This window comes from Cryptosporangium aurantiacum (genome assembly GCF_900143005.1).
Lineage (GTDB): Bacteria > Actinomycetota > Actinomycetes > Mycobacteriales > Cryptosporangiaceae > Cryptosporangium > Cryptosporangium aurantiacum.
Window position 1 is genome coordinate 152,422 of sequence record NZ_FRCS01000009.1, and the last position, 19,320, is coordinate 171,741.

Below are 19,320 nucleotides of genomic sequence, written 5' to 3' on the forward strand. Positions count from 1 at the left end.
ACCATCTGACAACGTATGTTCTCAGATATGGTGACAGGGATGTCAAGATGGCGCCATGGGAAGCGGGCGGACGTACGGCGGGGTCGCAGGCACGGAACGGGCGGCCGAGCGTCGTGCGCAGCTGCTCGAGGCCGGTCTCGACCTGCTCGGCGCGCCGGACGGGCCGGGGGAGGTCACGGTCCGCGGGGTGTGCCGGGCCGCCGGGCTGACCGCCCGGTACTTCTACGAGAGCTTCGCCGACCGGGACGCGCTGATGGTCGCGGTATACGACCACGTGGTCGCCGAGCTGGGCGCGGAAATGCTCGCCGCGGTCGAGGCCTCGCCGCACGCCGCGGCTCCGCGTACCCGGGCCGGTCTCGCGGTCCTGGTGCGCAGCATCGCCGAGGACCCCCGCCGGGGCCGGCTGCTGTTCTCCCGCTCGGTGGGCGCCAGCCCGGTGGTGGCGGCGCGGCGGGCCGAGTCGACACGCTGGTTCGTGGACCTGATGGCGGCGCAGGTGCGGGAGTTCTACCGGATCGAACGCACGCCGCGGGTGGACGTCGCCGCCGAGCTGCTGGTCGGCGGCGTCGCGCAGATCCTCACGTCCTGGCTGGACGGTGTGCTTTTGCTGACCGCCGACGAGCTCGTCGACCACTGCGCGGAGCTGTTCCTCGCCGTCGCCGGCGAGCGCACCGGCGCGTGATCTCTGGGGTCAGTAGCGGCTGCCTGCCGGGGCGGGGAGGGCGTCGAGCGTCGCCAGATCCTCCGCGCTCAGCCGGAGCGCGGCAGCGGCCGCGTTCTCCTCCAGCCGGGCGATCCGCCGGGTGCCGGGGATCGGCACCACGTGCTCGCCCTGCGCCAGCACCCAGGCGAGCGCGACCTGCGCGGCGGTCGCCTCGTAACGGGCGGCGATCGCCTCCACCGCGTCCACGATCGCCAGGTTGGCCCGGAAGTTCTCCGGCTGGAACCGCGGGTTGCCGGACCGGAAGTCGTCCGCGCCGAAGGTCGCCTCGCGGAACGCCCCGGTGAGGAACCCGCGGCCGAGCGGCGCGAACGGCACGAACCCGACGCCGTTCCGGGCGCACCACGGCAGGGTGGTGTCCAGGTGGTCGCGGGTCCAGAGCGAGAGCTCGGACTGCACCGCGCCGATCGGGTGCACGGCCGCGGCCCGGTCGAGCTGCTCGACGCTGAACTCCGAGACGCCGATCGCGCGGATCTTCCCGGCGCGCACCCCCTCGGCCAGCGCGCCGATGCTGTCCTCGACCGGGATCTGCGGGTCGGGCCGGTGCAGGTAGTAGAGGTCGATGTGGTCGACCGCGAGGCGCCGCAGCGAGCCGTCGATCGCCTGCCGCAGGTGGTCCGGCGACCCGTCCGGCGAGGGCATCCGGGTCGGGTCGGGTGTTCCGTCGGCCCGGAGGCGCTCGATCAGCCCGCCCTTGGTGGCCAGCGTGATCTCGTCCCGCCGCCCGGTCAGCGCCTTGCCGACCAGCTCCTCGTTGGTGAACGGGCCGTAGACATCGGACGTGTCCAGCAGCGTCACCCCGAGCGTGGCCGCGCGCCCGATCACCGCGCCGGGGTCGTCGGAGCGGGAATCCGTGCCGTAGGCCCAGGTCATGCCCATGCAGCCCAGCCCGATCGCGCCGACGGCCGGTCCGTCCGCCCACAGCCGTCGCGTCTCGATCCGCTCGCTCACAGCTACCTCCAGAGAAAGACGCCCAGGCCAACGTTAGCCCTCCTCCAGCGACCTGATCAGGTCGGTGACGCTGCGTAGCCACCCGCGGACGCCGTCGCTCCACTTCGGGTCTCCGAGCAGCGCGAGCGACTCGCCACCGAGAAACGCCATCGCGACGAGACCCGCCACCTGATCGGCGGTGAACGGACCGAGTGACCCGAAACGCCGCTCGGCTTCGCGGGCGACCTCGCCGAGCACGTCGTACCAGCCTTGGAGCACCGTGAGGACCTGCGCGGCGAGCGTCTCGTCGGACCAGCCGGCGGCGATCATCTCCTGCAGGACGCGGACGTAGCCGGACGCGAGGTCGTCGTCGAGGTAGTCGCAGGCCTGCTCGTAGCGCTTCCAGAGCGGTGCCTCGGTGCCGTACATCCGGCGCTGGCGCTCCAGCAGCGTCTGGTTCTCGCGTTCGAGCAGCGCCAGGACCAGCGCTTTCCGGGTACCGAAGTGGTAGTGGATCTGGCTGAGCGGAACGCCGGCCGCCTCCGCCACGCGTCGGGTGGAGAAGCCGCTGTACCCGTCGGCGAGCAGGCAGCCGCGGGCGGCGGTGAGGATCCGATCAGGGGTGGTAGGGGTCACGACGCTCCGTGATTGAGGGGCTCGGGTGTCGGGTGGATGACAGTGCTTGTTCGGTCGATCGACCGAACCCTACCATCGGGTGTCGTTCGGTCGATCGACCGAACGACACCCATTCCGGAGGTCCCGATGGTCCGTCGCGTACTCGTCGCCGGTTACGGCGCTGCCGCCTATGTGTTCTTCCTGGTCACGTTCCTCTACACGATCGGCTTCCTGGCCGGGGTCGGTGTTCCGAAGGACGTCGACGACGGGCCTTCCGGCCCGGCCTGGCTCGCGCTCCTGGTCGACACCGGGTTGCTGACGCTCTTCGCCGTGCAGCACAGCGTGATGGCGCGCCCCTGGTTCAAGCGCTGGTGGACGCGCTGGGTCGCGCCGCCGATCGAGCGCAGCACGTACGTCCTGGCCGCGACCCTGGCCGTGGCCGCGCTGCTCTGGCTGTGGCGCCCGCTGCCCGAGACGATCTGGTCGGTGCCCGACGGCTGGCTGCGCTGGCTGTTCTGGGCCGGTCACCTCGCGGGCTGGGGGCTGCTGCTGCTCTCCACGTTCCAGATCGGGCACTTCGACCTGTTCGGACTCCGTCAGGTGCTGGCCCGGCTGCAGCGCCGCCAGTACACCGAACCGGGTTTCGCGCAGCCGTTCCTCTACCGGCTGGTGCGGCACCCGCTGATGCTCGGCTTCCTGATCGCGTTCTGGATCACGCCGGACATGAGCGTCGGCCGGCTGTACTTCGCGGTGGTGGCCAGCGCGTACATCGTCGTCGCGGTGCGGTTCGAGGAGCACGACCTGGTCGGGCAGCTCGGCGACGACTACCGCCGGTACCAGCGTGACGTCCCGCGCTTCGTGCCGCGGGTCTCGTCCGCGGCTGACCGGCGGCGCCCGGCCAGAGTGGAATCGCGGTGAAGGCACGCACCGCCGACGCCGAAGGGTACGTCGAGGTCGGCGGCGTCAAGATCCACTACGAGGTCGCCGGCTCCGGCGGACCGACGATCCTGCTGCTGCCGACCTGGACGATCATCCACAAGCAGTTCTGGAAGCTGCAGGTCGCCTACCTCGCCAGGCACCACCGCGTGGTGACCTACGACGGGCCGGGCAACGGCGCCTCCGACCGGCCCGCGGAACCGGCCGCGTACGACCAGGCGGCACAGGTGGCCTACGCGCTGGCGGTACTCGACGCCACGCACACCGACCGGGCCGTGGTCGTCTCGCTGTCCCGGGCCGCCAACTGGGCGCTGGAACTGGCCGCCGTGCACCCGGCGCGCGTGCTCGGCGCCGTGTTCATCGGTCCGGCCGTCGCGCTCGGCGGACGCCACCCCGCCCGCGACGCCGCCCTCCGCCGGTTCGACGCACCACCGCCCGACCTCGCACCCTCGGCGGTGCCGCACCTGGGCCGCGACCCCGGCGAGCACTGGGCGAAGTACAACCGGACCTACTGGCAGGAGCACTACGACGACTTCCTCTGGTTCTTCTTCGGCCAATGCCTGCCCGAGGGCCGCTCCACCAAACCGATCGAGGACGCGGTGTGCTGGGGACGCGAGACGACGGCGGCCGTGCTCAGCGTCGAAGCGAATGCGATCCGTCCCGGTCGCACCACCATCGAGGGGTGGTGCGCCCAGGTATCCGTCCCGACGCTGGTCGTCCACGGCGAGGAGGACCGGGTGATCCCCGCGCGGGTCGGGGAACGCCTGGCCGACCTGCTCGGCGCCGAGTACGTCCCGATCGTGGGCGGTGGTCACCTGCCGCTCGTCCGCGACCCGGTGCGGATCAACCTGCTGCTACACGACTTCGCCGACCGAGTGGGGCCTCGCGTCCGCACCACCCGCCGCTGGACGACCGGCCGGACCCGGCCCCGCCGCGTGCTGTACCTGTCGTCGCCGATCGGGCTCGGCCACGCCCGCCGTGACCTCGCGATCGCCACCGCGCTCCGGGAACAGCGCCCGGACGTCGAGATCGACTGGCTCGCGCAGCATCCGGTGACCCGGGTGCTGGCCCAGGCCGGGGAGCGCGTCCACCCGGCGAGCGGGTGGCTGGTGAACGAGTCCGCGCACGTGGAGAGCGAGGCCGCCGAGCACGACCTGCACTGCTTCGAGGCGCTGCGCCGGATGGACGAGATCCTGGTCGCGAACTTCCAGGTGTTCTTCGACGTCGTCACCGAGGGCCAGTACGACCTGGTGGTGGGCGACGAGGCCTGGGAGGTCGACCACTTCCTGCACGAGAACCCGGAGCTCAAACGGTTCGCGTACGCGTGGTTCACGGACTTCGTCGGGTACCTGCCGATGCCGGACGGTGGTGCGCGGGAGGCGCTGGTGGCCGCCGACTACAACGCCGAGATGATCGAGCACATCGCGCGGTATCCGCGGGTCCGGGACCGGGCCATCTTCGTCGGCGACCCGGAGGACGTGGTGCCCGACCGGTTCGGCCCGGGGCTGCCGCGGATCGCGGACTGGACGCGGGAGCACTACGCGTTCTCCGGTTACGTCAGCACCGGCGCGGCGCCGACGGACCGTGAGGAACTGCGGGCCGCGCTCGGCTACCGGCCCGACGAGCGGGTCTGCGTGGTGACGGTCGGCGGGTCCGGGGTGGGGCACCACCTGCTCCGGCGGGTCGCGGACGCGTTCCCGGCCGCCGCGCGGAGCGTCCCGGGGCTGCGGATGATCGTCGTCACCGGGCCGCGGATCGCCGCCGGTGCGGTGCCGGAGCGGCCCGGGCTGGAGATCCGGGAGTACGTGCCCGACCTGCCGCTCCACCTGGCCGCGTGCGACCTGGCCGTGGTGCAGGGCGGGCTGACGACGTGCATGGAGCTCACCGCCGCCGGGCGGCCGTTCGTCTACGTGCCGTTGCGCCACCACTTCGAGCAGAACGTCCACGTGCCGCACCGGCTCGACCGGTACGGGGCCGGCCGCCGGCTGCACTACGAGGACCTCACCCCGGAGACGCTCGCGGCGGTGATCGCGCAGGAGATCGGACGCGACGTGCGCTACCGCCCGGTCGCCACCGACGGCGCCCAGCGGGCCGCCACCCTCCTCGCGGACCTGGTCTGAACCGTCACTCGGCGGCGAACACCCGGAGCTGGAGGGCGAGCGTCGCGTAGTAGCCGACGAGCGTCGTCAGCTCGAACAGCGCGCGCTCGCCGAGCACGCCGACCGCCGCCGCGTAACCCGCGTCGTCCAGCGTGCGGTCGCGCAGCAGCGCCCGGGCCGTCCGCAGCGTGATCCGCTCCTGGTCGCTCAGCGTCGCCGGTTCGCTGCCGGCGCGCACGGCCGCGAGCTCGGACTCGTCGAGTCCGGCGCGTCGCCCGACGGCCTCGTGGGCGGCGCGCTCGAACGCGCTGTCCTCGTGCGCGGCGACCGCGAGGATCGCCAGCTCGCGGGCCCGGTCGCCGAGCACCGACGCGTACCGCACCGCCTCGCCGACGGCCTGGAGCGCGCCCCCGACCGGCGGGCTGAGCAGCATCGCGTTGAACGGCCCGCGCAGCGCACCGGCGTCGTCGGTCAGCGGGAACGCCTGCGGCCCGGACGCCCGCCGCCCGCCGGTGACCGCGCCGTAGACGGCCCGCTGAGCGTCGTCCAAATCATCGGGCGAGAAGCGGGGGAGGCGGGTCACGGTCCGCACGCTACCCGGCGCGCAGCCGGCCGGCGGCCGAGGCCGGATTCGGGTCCAGCGCCGAGCCGGCGATCGACAACGAGTTCTTCCGCTTCTACCGACTGTTACTTCACCTACGATGAGGCGTGCTGCGCTGCCGGGTGCTCGGGCCGCTGGAGATCGAACGGCCCGGCACGACGCCTGCCCGGTTACCGCGGCGGCAGCGGGCGCTGCTGACCCGTCTCCTGCTCGCGCGCGGCCGGGTGGTCACGTTCGACGCGCTCGCCGACTGCGTCTGGGGTGACGAGGACGGGCCCGCCGACGTCCGCGGCGCGCTCTACACGCTCGCGTCCCGGGTCCGGGCTGTGCTCGGCAACGGCCTGGTCACCCACTCGACCGGGTACTCTCTGGCGCTGCCGTCCGACGCCGTCGACGCGTGGGCGTTCGAGGACGGGCTGCACGCGGCCCGCGCCGCCGACGGCCGGGTCGCGCTCGAGCGGTACGAGCGGCTGCTCGCCGACTGGCGCGGGCGGGCGTTCGACGAGTTCGCGGACGGGTTCGCCGCCGCGGAGTCGGTGCGGCTGGAGGAGCTGCGGCGGTGCGCGGTCGCGGAACGGATCGACCTGCTGATCGATCTCGGGGACACGGCGTCGGCGGTCGCGATCGCGGAGGCACGCGCGACCGCGCATCCGCTCCGGGAGGCGGCCGAGGCCCGGTGGATGGAGACGCCGGCCGCTGCGCCGGCACCGGCCCGGGTTCCGGCCCCGCCCGGGTCGTTCGTCGGGCGATCGGCGGAGCTGGCCGCGCTCGCCGACGCGGTGGAGCAGGGCCGGCTCGTCACGGTCGTCGGTCCGGGTGGTATCGGCAAGACCCGGCTCGCGGTCGAGTTCGCCCGTGCCCGCCTGGATGCCGCGGCCACGCACTGGGTGGACCTCGCGGCAGCACCCGACCCGGCCGCGACCCCGTTCGTGTTCTGCGACGCGCTGCGGCTGACGATCCCGGCGGCCCGCGACGTCCGGACGACGCTGGTCACGGCGCTCGCACGGGCGCCGGCGACCGTGCTCGTGGACAACTGCGAGCACGTCGTCGACGCGGTGGCCGACCTGGTCGCCGAACTGACCCGCGCGTGCCCGGAGCTGACCGTGCTGGCCACCAGCCGGGAGCCGCTGGCCATCGACGGCGAGCAGGTCGTCGGGCTCGGGCCGCTGCCCACCGACGGCGCGGTCGAGCTGCTGCGGCGCCGGCTGCGGGAGAGCGGCGACCCCGACCCGGCGCCGGACGCGGTGCTGACCGCGCTGTCCGCGCGGCTGGACGGCATGCCGCTCGCGCTGGAGCTCGCGGCGGCGCGGGCCGCCACGCTGGGCCTCGCGGCGCTCGAACGTTCGATGGCGGCCCCGGCCACGCGCGGGCGGCCCGATCGCCACCGCGACCTGGTGACGGTGTTCGACTGGTCGTACCGGCTGCTCGGCGAGCAGGAGCAGCGGCTACTGCGGCGGCTCGCGGTGTTCCCGGACTGGTTCTCGTTCGCCGACGTCACCGGCGTCTGCGCGGACGACGTTCTGCCTGCTGCGGACATCGACGGGCGGCTCGGTGCGCTGGTCGCCAAGTCGTTCGTCGTCCGCCGCTCGGAGGTGCGCGCGGGCGAACGCGCGTACCGGCTGCTGGTGCCGGTCCGGGAGTTCGCCGACCGGCTCCTGGCCGCGACCCACGAGGACGAGCGGCTCCGGCAGAGGCACGCCGAGACGGTCGTGGCCGCGGCCGAGGACGCGGCGGCGCTGCTCGGCACACCGGCCGAGCCGGGCGGCTGGCGCGAGCTGGCGGTCGCGGCGCCGCGGCTGCGGGCGGTGTACGCCTGGTGCCGGGACAACGTCCGCACCGACCTCGCGGTGCGGCTCTCCGCGGCGCTGCACCGGTACGCGTGTGTCCGGGACGACCACGAGATGCTCGGCTGGGCCGAGACCGCCCGGCTGCTGCCCGGCGCCGCAGCGCATCCGCTCCGCGGGCTGCTCTGCGCGTCGGCCGCGACCCGGTTGATGGCGCGCGGCGAGTGGGACGCCGCCCGGCGGCTCGCCGCCTCCGGGGTCGCCGAGTCCGGCAGCGACGCGCCGATCCCGCTGATCGTGCTCGGCGACGTGGAGGGGGCGTTCGACGACGGCGGCGAGTCCACGTACCGGCGCGCGTGGACGGTCGCCCGCGAGCAGGGGGATGCCTGGGGCGAACTGGAGGCGGCCGGGAACATCGCGATCAACCGCGCACACCGGGGTGACCTCGCCGAACGCGACGTGTGGATCGAACGGTGCCGCGCCGTGCTGGACCGGTCCTCGTCGCCGCTGCTGCAGGCGATCATGCTGTACGTGTTCGGCGTCTGCCACGGCAGCGTCGACCCGGCCTCCGCCGAGACGTACCTGGTGCGCTGCCACCAGCTGGCGACGCGGCTGGGCGCCGCCTACGTCGCCGGGGCCGCGATGACCCGGATCACCCGGTTCCGCTCCCGGCTCGCGGACCTCGGGCGCAGCCTGGAGATCTTCGAGACCGCGATCGACCAGTGGCGGGCCACCGGCAACCGCGGCGAGCTGTGGGTGACGCTCTACCGGCTGGTGCCGTTCCTGGTCGACGCCGGCGAGCCGGAGACCGCGCTGGCGGTCTACACCGCCGCGATCGGCTCGGCCGAGCTGCCCGAGCGTCACCTGCGTGAACACCCGCACGTCCGGCCCGTGGAGCAGGCGCGGGCCGCGCTCGGTCCGGCCGCGGTCGCGGGGCGCCTGGAGTGGACCGGCGCGGATGCCGAGCGCGTCGCCCGCGCCGCGCTCGCCGCGATCGGTCGCGCGGCGCGGACGTCGTGATCCTCGGCAGGCCGGCGTTCCACGGCCCGGTGGCCGCAAGGGTGGTGCAGATCGCCCCGTCGCGGCGGTGAGACGAGGCGCCCTGCCCTTGGTACCGAGCGGTTCCACAGACGATGATGTGTCCGGCACTCGTCTGTGGCGACCGAGGGAGTCCGAGTATGTCTGTTTCACCCGAGCACGTCGACGTGGTGATCGTCGGCGCCGGGATCTCCGGGATCGGCGCGGCCTACTACCTGCAGAACCGGGTCCCGGGAAAGACGTACACGATCCTCGAGGCGCGCGGCGCGACCGGCGGCACCTGGGACCTGTTCCGCTACCCGGGGATCCGCTCGGACTCCGACCTGCACACGTTCGGGTACGAGTTCAAGCCGTGGCGGGACGAGCAGTCGATCGCCGGCGCCGACAAGATCCTCGCCTACCTGCGGGAGACCGCCGCGGAGAACAACATCGACCGCCACGTCCGGTTCCACCACCGGGTGCTGGGCGCGTCCTGGTCCAGCGCCGACGCCCGCTGGCTGGTCGACGTCGAACGCACGGACACCGGTGAGCGGACGCAGCTCTCGGCGAACTGGATCTTCAGTGCGACCGGCTACTACCGCTACGACGAGGGCTTCACACCGCACTTCGAGGGCCGCGAGAACTTCCGCGGCGAGATCGTCCACCCGCAGCACTGGCCGGAGGACCTCGACTACGCGGGCAAGCGGATCGTGGTGATCGGCAGCGGTGCGACCGCGGTGACGCTCGTGCCCGCGCTGGCCGCCACCGCCGCCCACGTGACGATGCTGCAGCGCACGCCGACGTACATCATGCCGGTCCCGTCGAAGGACCCGATCGCCAACCGGCTCCGCAAGCTCCTCCCGCCCGACCGCGCGTACGCGCTGACCCGCCGCAAGAACATCGCGCAGCAGGCCGCGGTCTGGAAGTTCAGCCAGCGGTTCCCGAACGCCGCCCGGAAGATCATCCGCTCGGTCAACGCCAAACAGCTGCCCGCCGGCTACCCGGTCGACGAGCACTTCAACCCGCCGTACGGCCCGTGGGACCAGCGGCTGTGCGCGGTGCCCGACGGGGACCTGTTCCGCGCGCTGCGTCGCGGCACCGCGTCGATCGTCACCGACCGGATCGAGACGTTCACCGAGACCGGGATCCGGCTCGCGTCCGGCCGGGAGCTGGAGGCCGACGTCATCGTCACCGCCACCGGCTTGAACCTGCTGCCGTTCGGCGGGGTGAACACCACGGTCGACGGCGTTCCGGTGAACCTGCCGGACACCGTCGCGTTCCGCGGCATGATGCTCTCCGGCGTCCCGAACCTCGCGTTCGCGATCGGCTACACGAACTCCTCGTGGACGCTGAAGGTCGGTCTGCTCTGCGAGTACTTCTGCCGGCTGCTCGGCCACATGGACACGCACGGTTACGACACCTGCGTCCCGGTGGTGCCCGACCCGGACATGCCGACGCGTCCGCTGCTGGACTTCGACGCCGGGTACGTCAAACGGTCGCTGGACCAGCTGCCCCGGCAGGGCCTGACGGCGCCCTGGCTGATGTCGATGAACTACCAGGCCGACGTCAAGCTGCTGCGCAACGGCCCGGTCACCGACCCGGCGCTGCGGTTCACGTCCGTCGACCGGGCCGACGCGACGGCGACGGTCCGATGAGCGACGTCACGGGCAAGGTCGCGGTCGTCACCGGCGCCGGGTCCGGGATCGGCCGGGCGCTGGCGCTCGAGCTGGCCCGCCGGGGCGCGCGCCTGGCGATCAGCGACATCGACGCCGCCGGGCTCGCCGCGACGGCCGACGAGGTGACCGCGCTCGGCGCCCCGGTGCACGCCGACCGCCTCGACGTCAGCGACCGGGACGCGTTCCGCGCATACGCCGCCGCGGTAGCCGGCCACTACGGCGTCGTCCACCAGCTCTACAACAACGCCGGGATCGCCGACTCCGCACCGTCGATCCTGGAGACCGGCTACGGCGCGTTCGAGCGGGTGCTCGGCGTCAACCTGTGGGGCGTTCTGCACGGCACGAAGGAGTTCCTGCCGCACCTGATCGCATCCGGTGACGGGCACGTCGTTACGATCTCCAGCCTCAACGGGTACATGGCGCAGGCCGGGCTCGCCCCCTACTGCACGTCGAAGTTCGCGGTGCGGGGCTTCACCGAGACGCTGCGCTCGGAGATGCTCCGCGACGGGCACCCGGTGCGCGTCACGGTCGTCCACCCTGGCGGCGTCGCGACGAACATCGCGGTCGCCGCGCTGACCGCCGCGAAGGCGCGCGGTGAGACCGTCACCGCCGAGCAGGAGACCCGGACCCGCACCTACAGCGAGAAGCTGCTGCGGATGGACCCGCGGCGGGCGGCCACGATCATCCTCGACGGGGTGCGAGCGGGCCGTCCCCGGATCCTGGTCGGTAACGACGCGAAAGCGATCGACGCGCTGGTCCGGCTGGTGCCGCGGCAGTATCCGAAGCTGGTGACGTGGTGGAGCAAACGGATGTTCCCGGAGCCGTGAGCTGGCCGACGCCGTCGCCGCGGGTCCGCGAGCTGATCCGGCGCGGCGCGGAGCTCGCGCTACACCCGCCGGACGCGTGGGTCGAAGAGCTGTACGCGGCGGCGCTGGGCGGCGAGCGGATGCGGGCGATCGCCGAGGACCCGGTGCTCAGCGAAGGCGCGCGGCGTACGAACGTCGCGAACGTACTGCACTGGGCCACCGCGAACCTGCAGCGGCCGGGGGAGCGGGTACCGGCCAACGTCACCCCGGAGATCCTGGAGATCGCGCGGGACCTGGTGCGGCGCGGCCTCGACGAGCGGTCGCTGGACTCGTATCGCACCGCGCAGAACGTCGCCTGGCGGCACTGGATGGACATCTGCTTCGGGCTGACCGACGACGCCGCCGAGCTGCGGGAATTGCTCGACGTCTCGTCCCGGTCGATCGCGACGTTCCTCGACGACACGGTCACCGCGCTCACCGTGCGGATGCAGGCCGAGCGGTCCGAGCTGACCCGCGGGACCCACGCCGAGCGCCGGGCGGCGGTGACGCTGCTGCTGGAGGGCGCGCCGATCCGCCGCGGGCGGGCCGAGGAGCAGCTCGGGTATCGGCTCGGCGGCCCGCACGTGGCGGCGATCGTCTGGAGCAGCACCGGCACGCCGATCAGCGAGCTGGAGGACACCGCGGAGGCCGTCCGGAAGGCCGGTGGGGCGGAGCGCAGGCTGACGGTGCTGGCCGGCACCGGCACGGTCTGGATCTGGCTGCCGACCGCCGACGCCCCGACCACCGAAGCGCTGCAGGCGTGCCTTCCCGGGAGCAGCCCGGACGTCCGGGTCGCGGTCGGGCGGCCGGGCCGGGACCTGGAGGGGTTCCGGCGCAGCCACCTGGACGCGCTGACCACCCAGCGGATGCTCGCGCGGCTCACCTCGCCGCGCCGGATCGCCCGGTTCGAGGACGTCCAGCTCGTGGCCGCGCTGACCGCCGACCCGACCCAGGCCGACGAGTTCGTGGCCGACACGCTCGGCGCCCTGGCCACGGCCGAGCCGGAGCTGCGGGACACGCTCCTGACCTACCTGCGGGAACAGTGCAACAGCTCGCGTACCGCCGAGCGGCTGTTCACCCACCGCAACACCGTGCTGCGGCGGCTGGCCAGGGCCGACGATCTGCTTCCGCGGCCGCTGGCTCAGAATACGACCGCGGTCGCGGCCGCGCTGGAGGTGCTCCACTGGCGCGGCCGCCCCGGGTGAGACGTCAGGACTTCGGCACCCAGAACACGTAGTCGGCGCCGTAGCGGACGGCGCGCTTCTCGCCGGGTGTGCAGGCACCGGTCGGCGCGAGACCGCCGCTGGTGTTCACGCGGCTGATGTGGGTCACCGCGTACAGCTCAGTGCCCGGACCGCCGCTCTCCCGGGTCGCGGTCAGCAACAGCCAGGGGATCGTGCCGTCCTTCGGCACCCGCTTCGCGACCGCGCCGAGCAGCGTCGACCCGTCGCGCTTCGACGTCCAGCGGGGACCGCCGTAGTGGTGGATCCGGCCGTGCCGGCCGTACCGGGCCAGCGTGGCCTCCGGTGTGGACGCGGGGTTCCAGGTGCCGGCCGGGTCACAGGTGTAGATCTGGACGCCGCGCACGACCCGGTACGCCGAGAGCACCCGGTAGTCGCCGTCCGGCGCCGGTGTCCCGGGCGGCAGCGTGAAGCGGTGCCCGGCGGGCCGGTGGTCGGTGGCCTGCGCGGTCGCCGGTGCGATCAGCGCGGCGAGTGCACCGACCCCGGCGAGCGCGAGTGCGGCCCGGATCCGGCGTTTCCCCCCGATGGCCCACATCTGAACCTCCGTTGTGTCGTCGCCTGTGGAGGAACCCATTCACGCACGGATCCTTATCTCCGTGCGTACTGCTTTAGGTGCTCTTAGTTATGGACGGTCCGGGCCTGATTCGCCTACCGGGGTGCGAACGGGGGCCACTCCGCCTGGTTCTCCAGGTCGGCGGACTGCTGGACGGTGGCGGCCAGCTCCAGGCACTGCGCCTTGAGCTGTGCGGCGGTGAACTCGGCGTTCTGCCGGTAACTGCAGGAGGCCGTCACCTTGAGATCTCCGGTCGCCATGACCACGGACGTGAGCTCGGTCATGCTGCGCTCGTCCACGACCCGGGCCGGCCGGTCTTCGATCGTCGTGGTCGCCGTGCCGATGCCGTTGCCGATCGGGTTGGCGTTGATGCTGACGTAGGACGGGCCGGGGCCGCCGTAGGCCACGGTGGCCGACGGAGCGCGGATGCCGGTCGGGCTGGTCGTCGTCTGGAACTCCCGCAACGTGAAGTGCTCGGGCGCCTCGAATGTGTACGGGAGCCGGGTGGCGGTCGACAGGTCGATCGAGAGCGACGACGCGATCCGCACGGCGAGGTTCCTCGGGTCCGGCAGCTTCGGCACGACGACGTACGCCTCCGCGTTCGGCGCCCAGTCCCAGCGCAGTTCGAAGCCGAAATCGCCGATCGCGGTCCACGTCGACGGGCGGCCTCCGATCGCCGGGCCGTCGGTGCCGGAGTGACTCGCGCTCTTCAGGTGGTTGGTGAGCGTCCGTCCGCGCGGGCCCACCAGTACCTGGAGGTGCGACTGCTTCCTCGTCTTCGGATCGCGACCGACTGCGTAGTACCCGAGGTAGGTGGGCGAGAGCGTGGTGCCGCGGTCGTCCAGCGAGTCCGGCACTCCGGTGACCCGGATGTCGCTGTGTGCCGGATCGAACTGGGCCGGCGCGGTGGGGGGCAGCGTGCCGACGTCCGGCGGGCCTGTCGAGCCGGACGGGCTGGGCACGCCGGACGGCCGGGCGGCCGGGGTCACCCGCTGGGCTTCGTCGTGATCGCCGGTCGCCAGAGCGGCGGTGGCCACGACCACGACCAGCACGAGCGCGGCGGCCGTCGCGATCGTCCAACGCGTCCGCCGGTGCCGGTAGGCCTCGACGCGCTCGATCACGCGGTCGGGGTCGACCGGCGATGCGGGCGGCGCCTCGTCCACGATTCGGGTCAGCAGCGCCCGGGCCCTGGTTTCGTCCATGATCAACTCCTCGTCCGGGTCGTGGCGGCGCCGTTCGGCTCTGCCTCGGGCAGCGCGCGGCGAAGGGCGGCGAGGCCCCTAGCGGTCTGGCTCTTGACGGTTCCGTCCGAGCAGCCCAGCGTCTGGGCGGTCTCCTCGACGGAGAGGTCGGAGTAGTAGCGCAGGGCGATCACCGCGCGCTGTCGTGGCGGCAGCCCGGCGAGTGCCCGGCGGACGGCGACGACGGCGGCACCGTCGGGGTCGGCGAACGCCTCCTCCGGCAGCTGGTCGACCAGCACCACCCGGCGCGCCCAGTTGGTGCGGCGTTCACTGAGGAACGTGCGGACCAGGGTGGTGCGCGCATACGCGTTCAGATCGCTGGCGGCGCGCGCCCGATCCCACTTCAGGTACAGCTTGAACAGCGCGTCCTGAACCAGGTCGTCGGCGCGATGCCGATCGTGGCACAGCAGGTAGGCCAAGCGCTGCAACGCGGATAACCGCGTCTGGACGTAGTCACGAAAAGAGTTCACCGCCTCGTCGGGCCGGTCGCTCAACGCCAGTCGCCTCCGTCTGCCGATTCGGTCCTCACTCACTAGAGGGCGGGGCGGCGGCGAGGGTTGACACGTCCGGGGAAGTTTTTCAGTCGGCGGAGGCCGCGACCGGCGCGTGGCGGTCGCGAGCCCGGTCGAGGCGTTGCATCACCGGCGTCGCTGCCACGCCGTGCACGACGACCGACAGCAGGACGACAAAACCGACCGTGGCCCAGAGCAGCTCGAGGTCCGGGAACTTGGCGTGCGTCGCGGCGTACGCCAGGTAGTACAGCGACCCGATCCCGCGGATGCCGAAGAACGCGATCACCCACCGCTCCCGCGGCCCGGCCGACGAGCCGCGCAGCGCCACCCAGGCCGCGGCCGGCCGCAGCACGAACACCAGCAAAACGCCGACCAGCGCGGCCTGCCAGGTCAACGGCGCGAGCAGCCCGTCGATCACCGCGCCGCCGAACAGCAACAGCAGCAGGACCGTGAGCAGCCGCTCGATCTGTTCGGCGAAGTCGTGCAGCACCTGGTGGCTGCCGTGCGACCGCTCCGCGGCACGCACCGAGACCGCGCAGACGAACACCGCGAGGAACCCGTAGCCGTGCATCAGTTCGGCCACGCCGTAGGCGAGGAACGTGATCGCCAGCGCCAGGAAACCCTCCGCGTGATCAGCCAGGCGCAGCGTCTCCGACCGGGCCCGGAAGAACAGCTTGCCGAGCAGCCACCCGGTGCCCAGCCCGACCGCCACTCCGAGCGCGACCCGCCACAGCACGTCGATCGCGACCCAGCGCCAGAGCCACTCGGCGAGCGCGGCCCAGCCCGACGGCGAGTCGGCGGCGACGCCGGCCCCGGCCAGCGCCAGCGCTCCGTAGACGAACGGGAACGCGAGCCCGTCGTTGAGTCCGGCCTCCGACGTCAGCCCGAACCGGACCTCGTCCTCGGAGTCCTCCTCGTCGGTGGGTTCGCCGACCTGGACGTCGGCGGCCAGCACCGGGTCGGTCGGGGCCAGCGCCGCACCGAGCAGCAACGCCGACGCGGGCACCAGCCCGGCCCACCACCAGCCGAGCAGCGCGGTGAACGCGATCGTCAACGGCATCGCGACCAGCAGCAGACGCCAGGTGACCGACCAGCGCCGCCACCCGACGGGCCGGTCGAGCTTCAGCCCGGCGCCGATCAGCGCGACGATCACGCCGATCTCGGTGAGGCGGGTGGTGGTCTCGGCGTGCTCGATCGGATCCGGCGACCCGAGGTCGAGCGGCAGCGCGAACACGAGCATGCCGAGCCCGAGGAACGCTATCGGCAGCGACAGCGGCCGTCGCTCCAGCAGGCGGGGCAGTACGCCGGCCAGCAACGCGCCGGCGCCGACGACGGCATAGGCCAGGTCAACGGGGTCCATGGGGCTACCCATGCCCCGGGCGCCGTCACTCGAAGCGGGACGTTCGCCACCCCAGCGCCGGCGCGACGTGGTTCCGGACGTCGGAGAGGATCTGCAGGTAGTCCTCGTGGTCGAATTCGTACGGCAGTTCGATCCGGAATTCGGTGACGTCGTCGAGCGTCGGGTCGGCGGTCAGTTGCTCGAGGATTTGCTCGGACGGCCCGACCAGGTCACGGGCGAACAGGATGCGCTGGGGGCCGTTGGGGCCGAGCGTCCGTTCGTATCGGCTCTCGGCGTAGGCCCGGTAGCGTTTGCGCGCCGTGGCGTCCGCGCTGTCGAACGGGACCACGACGCGGCCGAGCGCGACCCGCCCGGCGCGGGAACCGCGCCGGTAGGTGCGGATCAGCGCGCGCTGCGCGGTGACGAAGTCGTCGGTGCCCTCGCCGGTGATGACGTTGCCGGTGAGTAAGTGCAGGCCGGCGCCGCCGGCCCAGGCCGCCGACCGCCCGCTGCCCCCGCCGTACCAGAGGCGGTCGACCAGGCCGCGGCTGAACGGCTGGACCCGCGGCCGCTGCACGTTGCCGGGTGAGTGGATGACCGTGTCCTCGTCGCCGAGGAACGTGCCGCGCAGGTTGTCGGCGAGCCGGCTGATCCGGTTGTACGACAGGTCGTAGGTGCGCCAGTCGCCGTCGAACGCGAGCGGCCCGAGCAGGTCGACGTGCGGCGGCTGCCCGGCGCTGAACCCCACCTGGAGGCGGCCGCGGGAGAGGACGTCGGACGTGGCGAGGTCCTCGGCGAGCCGGAACGGGTTCTCGTAGCCGATCGGGATCACCGCGGAGCCGAGCTGGATCCGCTGGGTGCGCTGGCCCGCGGCGGCCAGGAAGACCGCGGCCGAACCGACGCCGTGTTCGAGGTGGCGCTGGCGGATCCAGGCGCCGTCGTAGCCGAGTTCCTCGCCGTACTCGAACTGCCGGAGCGTGTCCTCCAGGCCGCGATACGGGTCGTCGTCGGGGTAGTTGCCGGGGGTGAGGAAGGCCAGGGTCCGGATCGACGGCACGGCAGCTCCCGCAGTGTGTTCTGTTCCTATCGGAATAGTAGGCTAATCCCGCGGGCTCAGGGGTTTGACCAGCCCCTCCTGGACGATCGTGGCGATCAGGCGACCGGTGGCGTCGAACATCCGGCCGCGGCACAGGCCACGGCCCTGGCCGGCCCAGTCCGACTCCATGTCGTAGAGCAGCCACTCGTCCGCCCGGACCGGCCCGTGGAACCAGATCGCGTGGTCGAGGCTGGCCACCAGCAGGTTCCGGTCGCCGATCACGGCCCGGTGCGGGTAGACGGCGGTCGAGAGCAGGAACATGTCGGAGAAGTAGGCCAGCCCGCACGCGTGCGCGAGCGGGTTGTCGGGCAGCGGCTCGCGGATCCGCATCAGGACCTGCTGCCGCGACGGCGGCGCCTCGCCGCGCAGGACGTAGTCGCGGGCGGGCCGCTCGACGAACCGGACCTCGACCGGCTTCGGCGCGATCCGCCGCGTGAACCATTCGCCGAGCCCGGCGTCGGCGCGGGCGAGCGTCTCCTCGACCGACTCGACCGCGTCGAAGTCCGGTACCGGGGAGGTGGCTTCCTGGTGCTCGAGCACCGGCCCGGACGCCGCGGCCGGCGCGAACGAGACCGTCAGCGCGAACACGTCGTGCGGCCCCTGCTTGCCCAGCACCTGCCGGACGGTCTGCGCGCGGCCGTCGCGCAGCGCGTCGACGTCGTACTCGATCGGTGCGTCCGGGTCGCCGGGGTGCAGGAAGTGGCCGTGCAGCGAGTGCGGCACCCGGCCGTCCGGTGCGGTGCGGCCGGCGGCGGCCAGCGCCTGAGCGACCAGCTGACCACCGTAGACCCGCGGCCCCGAGGACCGGTCGGCCCCGGCGGCGACGTATCGTCCTGGGCCGGCGTCGGTGAGTTCCACGATCTCGGCCAGGCTGACCGGGGCCACCCGGGTTTCGCTGTGCATCCGTCGACGTTCGCACATGGTCGGCGCCGGTGGGGCCGCTGTGAACGGCGTCACGAACGCGCGGCCCGGCGCCGCGTGCGCCTCGGCCTGGCGGGCGCGGCGGCGCCCGGCCCGGCAGAATGGCCGCGTGTCGAAACTGGAACGGCGGGTCGTCGCGGTCGCGGAGAGTGCACTGGCCACCCGGAAGGTGGTGTCCGCGGTCGACGTCCTGACCGGCCTGCGCTGGGTGCGCGTCGGCCAGGTCGACACCTGGCGGCAAGGCCGTTTGGACGCTCTGGAGGCCGCCACCGCGGTCGACGCCCGAAAGCTGGTCGACGCGGTGAGTCTTCTGCGGTCGTGGGCGGAGCAGAAAGGCCTGGTCGCCGGCGAGGCCTCGTACGTGGCGGCCAGCCGCGACCGGCGCGCGCTCCGGTTCACCCGCACCGGCGACGACGCGGTGGAGCAAGCGTTCCGAATCGAGTGGAGCGCCGCGGACCTGAGCGCCGCCCGGCGTCAGCGGCTCGCCGCGCGGCAGCAGGCGGTGCCGGACCTGGTCGTGCACGTCGCGACTGGCGTGTGGGTCTGCGACGCCTGCGACGGGACCGCGCCGTACCAGGTCCCGGAGGGCGACGAGCGGCTCTGCCCGGGCTGCGCCGACCTGGATCACCTCGTGTTTCTGCCGGCGGGCAACGCCGCGCTGTCCCGCCGGGCGAAGAAGGAGAGCACGCTGTCCGCGATCGTCGTCCGCTACAACCGGAGGCGGAAGCGCTACGAGCGGCAGGGAATCCTGGTCGAGGAGGGCGCGCTCGCGCGCGCCGAGGAATCCTGCCTGGCCGACGAGGACGCGCGGGAACGCAGGCGGCAGCGCGACGAGGTCCGGCGGGACGCCGCCGACGTGGCGTACCAGGCGGCGCTGGCCGGGCGGATCACCGCGCTGTTCCCCGGTTGCTCCCCCGAGCGGGCGGACGCGATCGCGCGGCGCGCGGGGGAGCGCAGCAGCGGACGGGTCGGACGCTCGGCCGCGGCCAAGGCGCTCGACGAGCAGGCGGTGACGCTGGCCGTGGTCGCGTCGGTGCGGCACGAGGACACCGAGTACGACGCGCTGCTGATGGCCGGCGTGCCGCGCCGCGAGGCCCGTGACCGCATCCGCACCCGCCTCGACGCCGTCCTCACCACCTGGCGCACCAATCGACGCGAAACCGGCCTCTAACGTCGCGTTAGAGGCCGGT

At 73.0% G+C, this 19,320-nt stretch carries 17 protein-coding genes; 8 read left to right on the top strand and 9 right to left on the bottom strand.

What is annotated here, in order from left to right; translation table 11 throughout:
- The first annotated feature begins 55 nt into the window (after positions 1–55).
- The gene (locus BUB75_RS27610; RefSeq protein ID WP_073260760.1) at positions 56–682 is read left to right on the top strand and encodes a TetR/AcrR family transcriptional regulator; all 627 of its coding nucleotides are present in this window, start codon (positions 56–58) and stop codon (positions 680–682) included.
- Positions 683–691: 9 nt separating this feature from the next.
- On the opposite strand, the gene BUB75_RS27615 is transcribed toward BUB75_RS27610, so the two are convergent.
- Entirely contained in the window at positions 692–1,600 is a 909-nt protein-coding gene (locus BUB75_RS27615) for an aldo/keto reductase (RefSeq protein WP_084741830.1), read from the bottom strand.
- Between the two features lie 105 nt (positions 1,601–1,705).
- Complete coding sequence (locus BUB75_RS27620; RefSeq protein ID WP_073260761.1) at positions 1,706–2,287, bottom strand: TetR/AcrR family transcriptional regulator; 582 nt, start codon at positions 2,285–2,287, stop codon at positions 1,706–1,708.
- A gap of 126 nt (positions 2,288–2,413) precedes the next feature.
- Between BUB75_RS27620 and mddA the strand changes: the two genes are divergently transcribed.
- Together mddA and BUB75_RS27630 are read left to right on the top strand one after the other, a co-directional pair.
- Positions 2,414–3,184, top strand: coding sequence for a methanethiol S-methyltransferase (gene mddA / locus BUB75_RS27625; RefSeq protein ID WP_073260762.1), 771 nt, complete (start codon positions 2,414–2,416; stop codon positions 3,182–3,184).
- Positions 3,181–5,322: an alpha/beta hydrolase gene (locus BUB75_RS27630; RefSeq protein WP_073260763.1), complete on the top strand. Its 2,142-nt coding sequence runs from the start codon at positions 3,181–3,183 to the stop codon at positions 5,320–5,322. The genes mddA and BUB75_RS27630 overlap by 4 nt, the downstream gene beginning before the upstream one ends.
- Before the next feature lie 4 nt (positions 5,323–5,326).
- On the opposite strand, the gene BUB75_RS27635 is transcribed toward BUB75_RS27630, so the two are convergent.
- Complete coding sequence (locus BUB75_RS27635; RefSeq protein WP_073260973.1) at positions 5,327–5,884, bottom strand: carboxymuconolactone decarboxylase family protein; 558 nt, start codon at positions 5,882–5,884, stop codon at positions 5,327–5,329.
- Between the two features lie 125 nt (positions 5,885–6,009).
- On the opposite strand from BUB75_RS27635, the gene BUB75_RS46490 reads away from it, so the two are divergent.
- The 4 genes from BUB75_RS46490 (at position 6,010) to BUB75_RS27655 (ending at position 12,429) form a co-directional block, all read left to right on the top strand.
- A complete protein-coding gene (locus BUB75_RS46490) occupies positions 6,010–8,706 on the top strand; it encodes an ATP-binding protein (RefSeq protein WP_073260764.1) in 2,697 nt (898 codons plus the stop codon).
- Between the two features lie 158 nt (positions 8,707–8,864).
- Positions 8,865–10,358 (top strand): flavin-containing monooxygenase, encoded by a 1,494-nt coding sequence (locus BUB75_RS27645; RefSeq protein ID WP_073260765.1) that lies wholly within the window; start codon positions 8,865–8,867, stop codon positions 10,356–10,358.
- Positions 10,355–11,206 (top strand): SDR family NAD(P)-dependent oxidoreductase, encoded by an 852-nt coding sequence (locus BUB75_RS27650; protein ID WP_073260766.1) that lies wholly within the window; start codon positions 10,355–10,357, stop codon positions 11,204–11,206. Before BUB75_RS27645 ends, BUB75_RS27650 begins: the two co-directional genes overlap by 4 nt.
- Positions 11,173–12,429, top strand: a complete 1,257-nt coding sequence (locus BUB75_RS27655; RefSeq protein ID WP_218617794.1) for a PucR family transcriptional regulator — start codon at positions 11,173–11,175, stop codon at positions 12,427–12,429. The genes BUB75_RS27650 and BUB75_RS27655 overlap by 34 nt, the downstream gene beginning before the upstream one ends.
- 4 nt (positions 12,430–12,433) lie before the next feature.
- Here BUB75_RS27655 and BUB75_RS27660 read toward each other — a convergent pair whose 3' ends face one another.
- The 6 genes from BUB75_RS27660 to BUB75_RS27685 form a co-directional block, all read right to left on the bottom strand.
- A complete protein-coding gene (locus BUB75_RS27660; RefSeq protein WP_073260767.1) occupies positions 12,434–13,003 on the bottom strand; it encodes a DUF3455 domain-containing protein in 570 nt (189 codons plus the stop codon).
- A gap of 113 nt (positions 13,004–13,116) precedes the next feature.
- Positions 13,117–14,223 (bottom strand): hypothetical protein, encoded by a 1,107-nt coding sequence (locus BUB75_RS27665; RefSeq protein ID WP_073260768.1) that lies wholly within the window; start codon positions 14,221–14,223, stop codon positions 13,117–13,119.
- Between the two features lie 2 nt (positions 14,224–14,225).
- The gene (locus tag BUB75_RS27670; protein WP_218617796.1) at positions 14,226–14,756 is read right to left on the bottom strand and encodes a SigE family RNA polymerase sigma factor; all 531 of its coding nucleotides are present in this window, start codon (positions 14,754–14,756) and stop codon (positions 14,226–14,228) included.
- An 85-nt stretch (positions 14,757–14,841) separates the two neighbouring features.
- Positions 14,842–16,134, bottom strand: a complete 1,293-nt coding sequence (locus tag BUB75_RS27675) for a cation:proton antiporter (RefSeq protein ID WP_073260769.1) — start codon at positions 16,132–16,134, stop codon at positions 14,842–14,844.
- Positions 16,135–16,159: 25 nt separating this feature from the next.
- The gene (locus tag BUB75_RS27680; protein WP_218617797.1) at positions 16,160–17,170 is read right to left on the bottom strand and encodes an LLM class flavin-dependent oxidoreductase; all 1,011 of its coding nucleotides are present in this window, start codon (positions 17,168–17,170) and stop codon (positions 16,160–16,162) included.
- A 42-nt stretch (positions 17,171–17,212) separates the two neighbouring features.
- Entirely contained in the window at positions 17,213–18,112 is a 900-nt protein-coding gene (locus BUB75_RS27685; RefSeq protein WP_073260771.1) for an acyl-CoA thioesterase, read from the bottom strand.
- A gap of 127 nt (positions 18,113–18,239) precedes the next feature.
- Between BUB75_RS27685 and BUB75_RS27690 the strand changes: the two genes are divergently transcribed.
- Positions 18,240–19,301 carry a DUF2293 domain-containing protein gene (locus BUB75_RS27690; protein WP_073260979.1) on the top strand — a complete coding sequence of 354 codons (1,062 nt, stop codon included), beginning with the start codon at positions 18,240–18,242 and terminating at the stop codon, positions 19,299–19,301.
- Positions 19,302–19,320 lie beyond the last annotated feature (19 nt).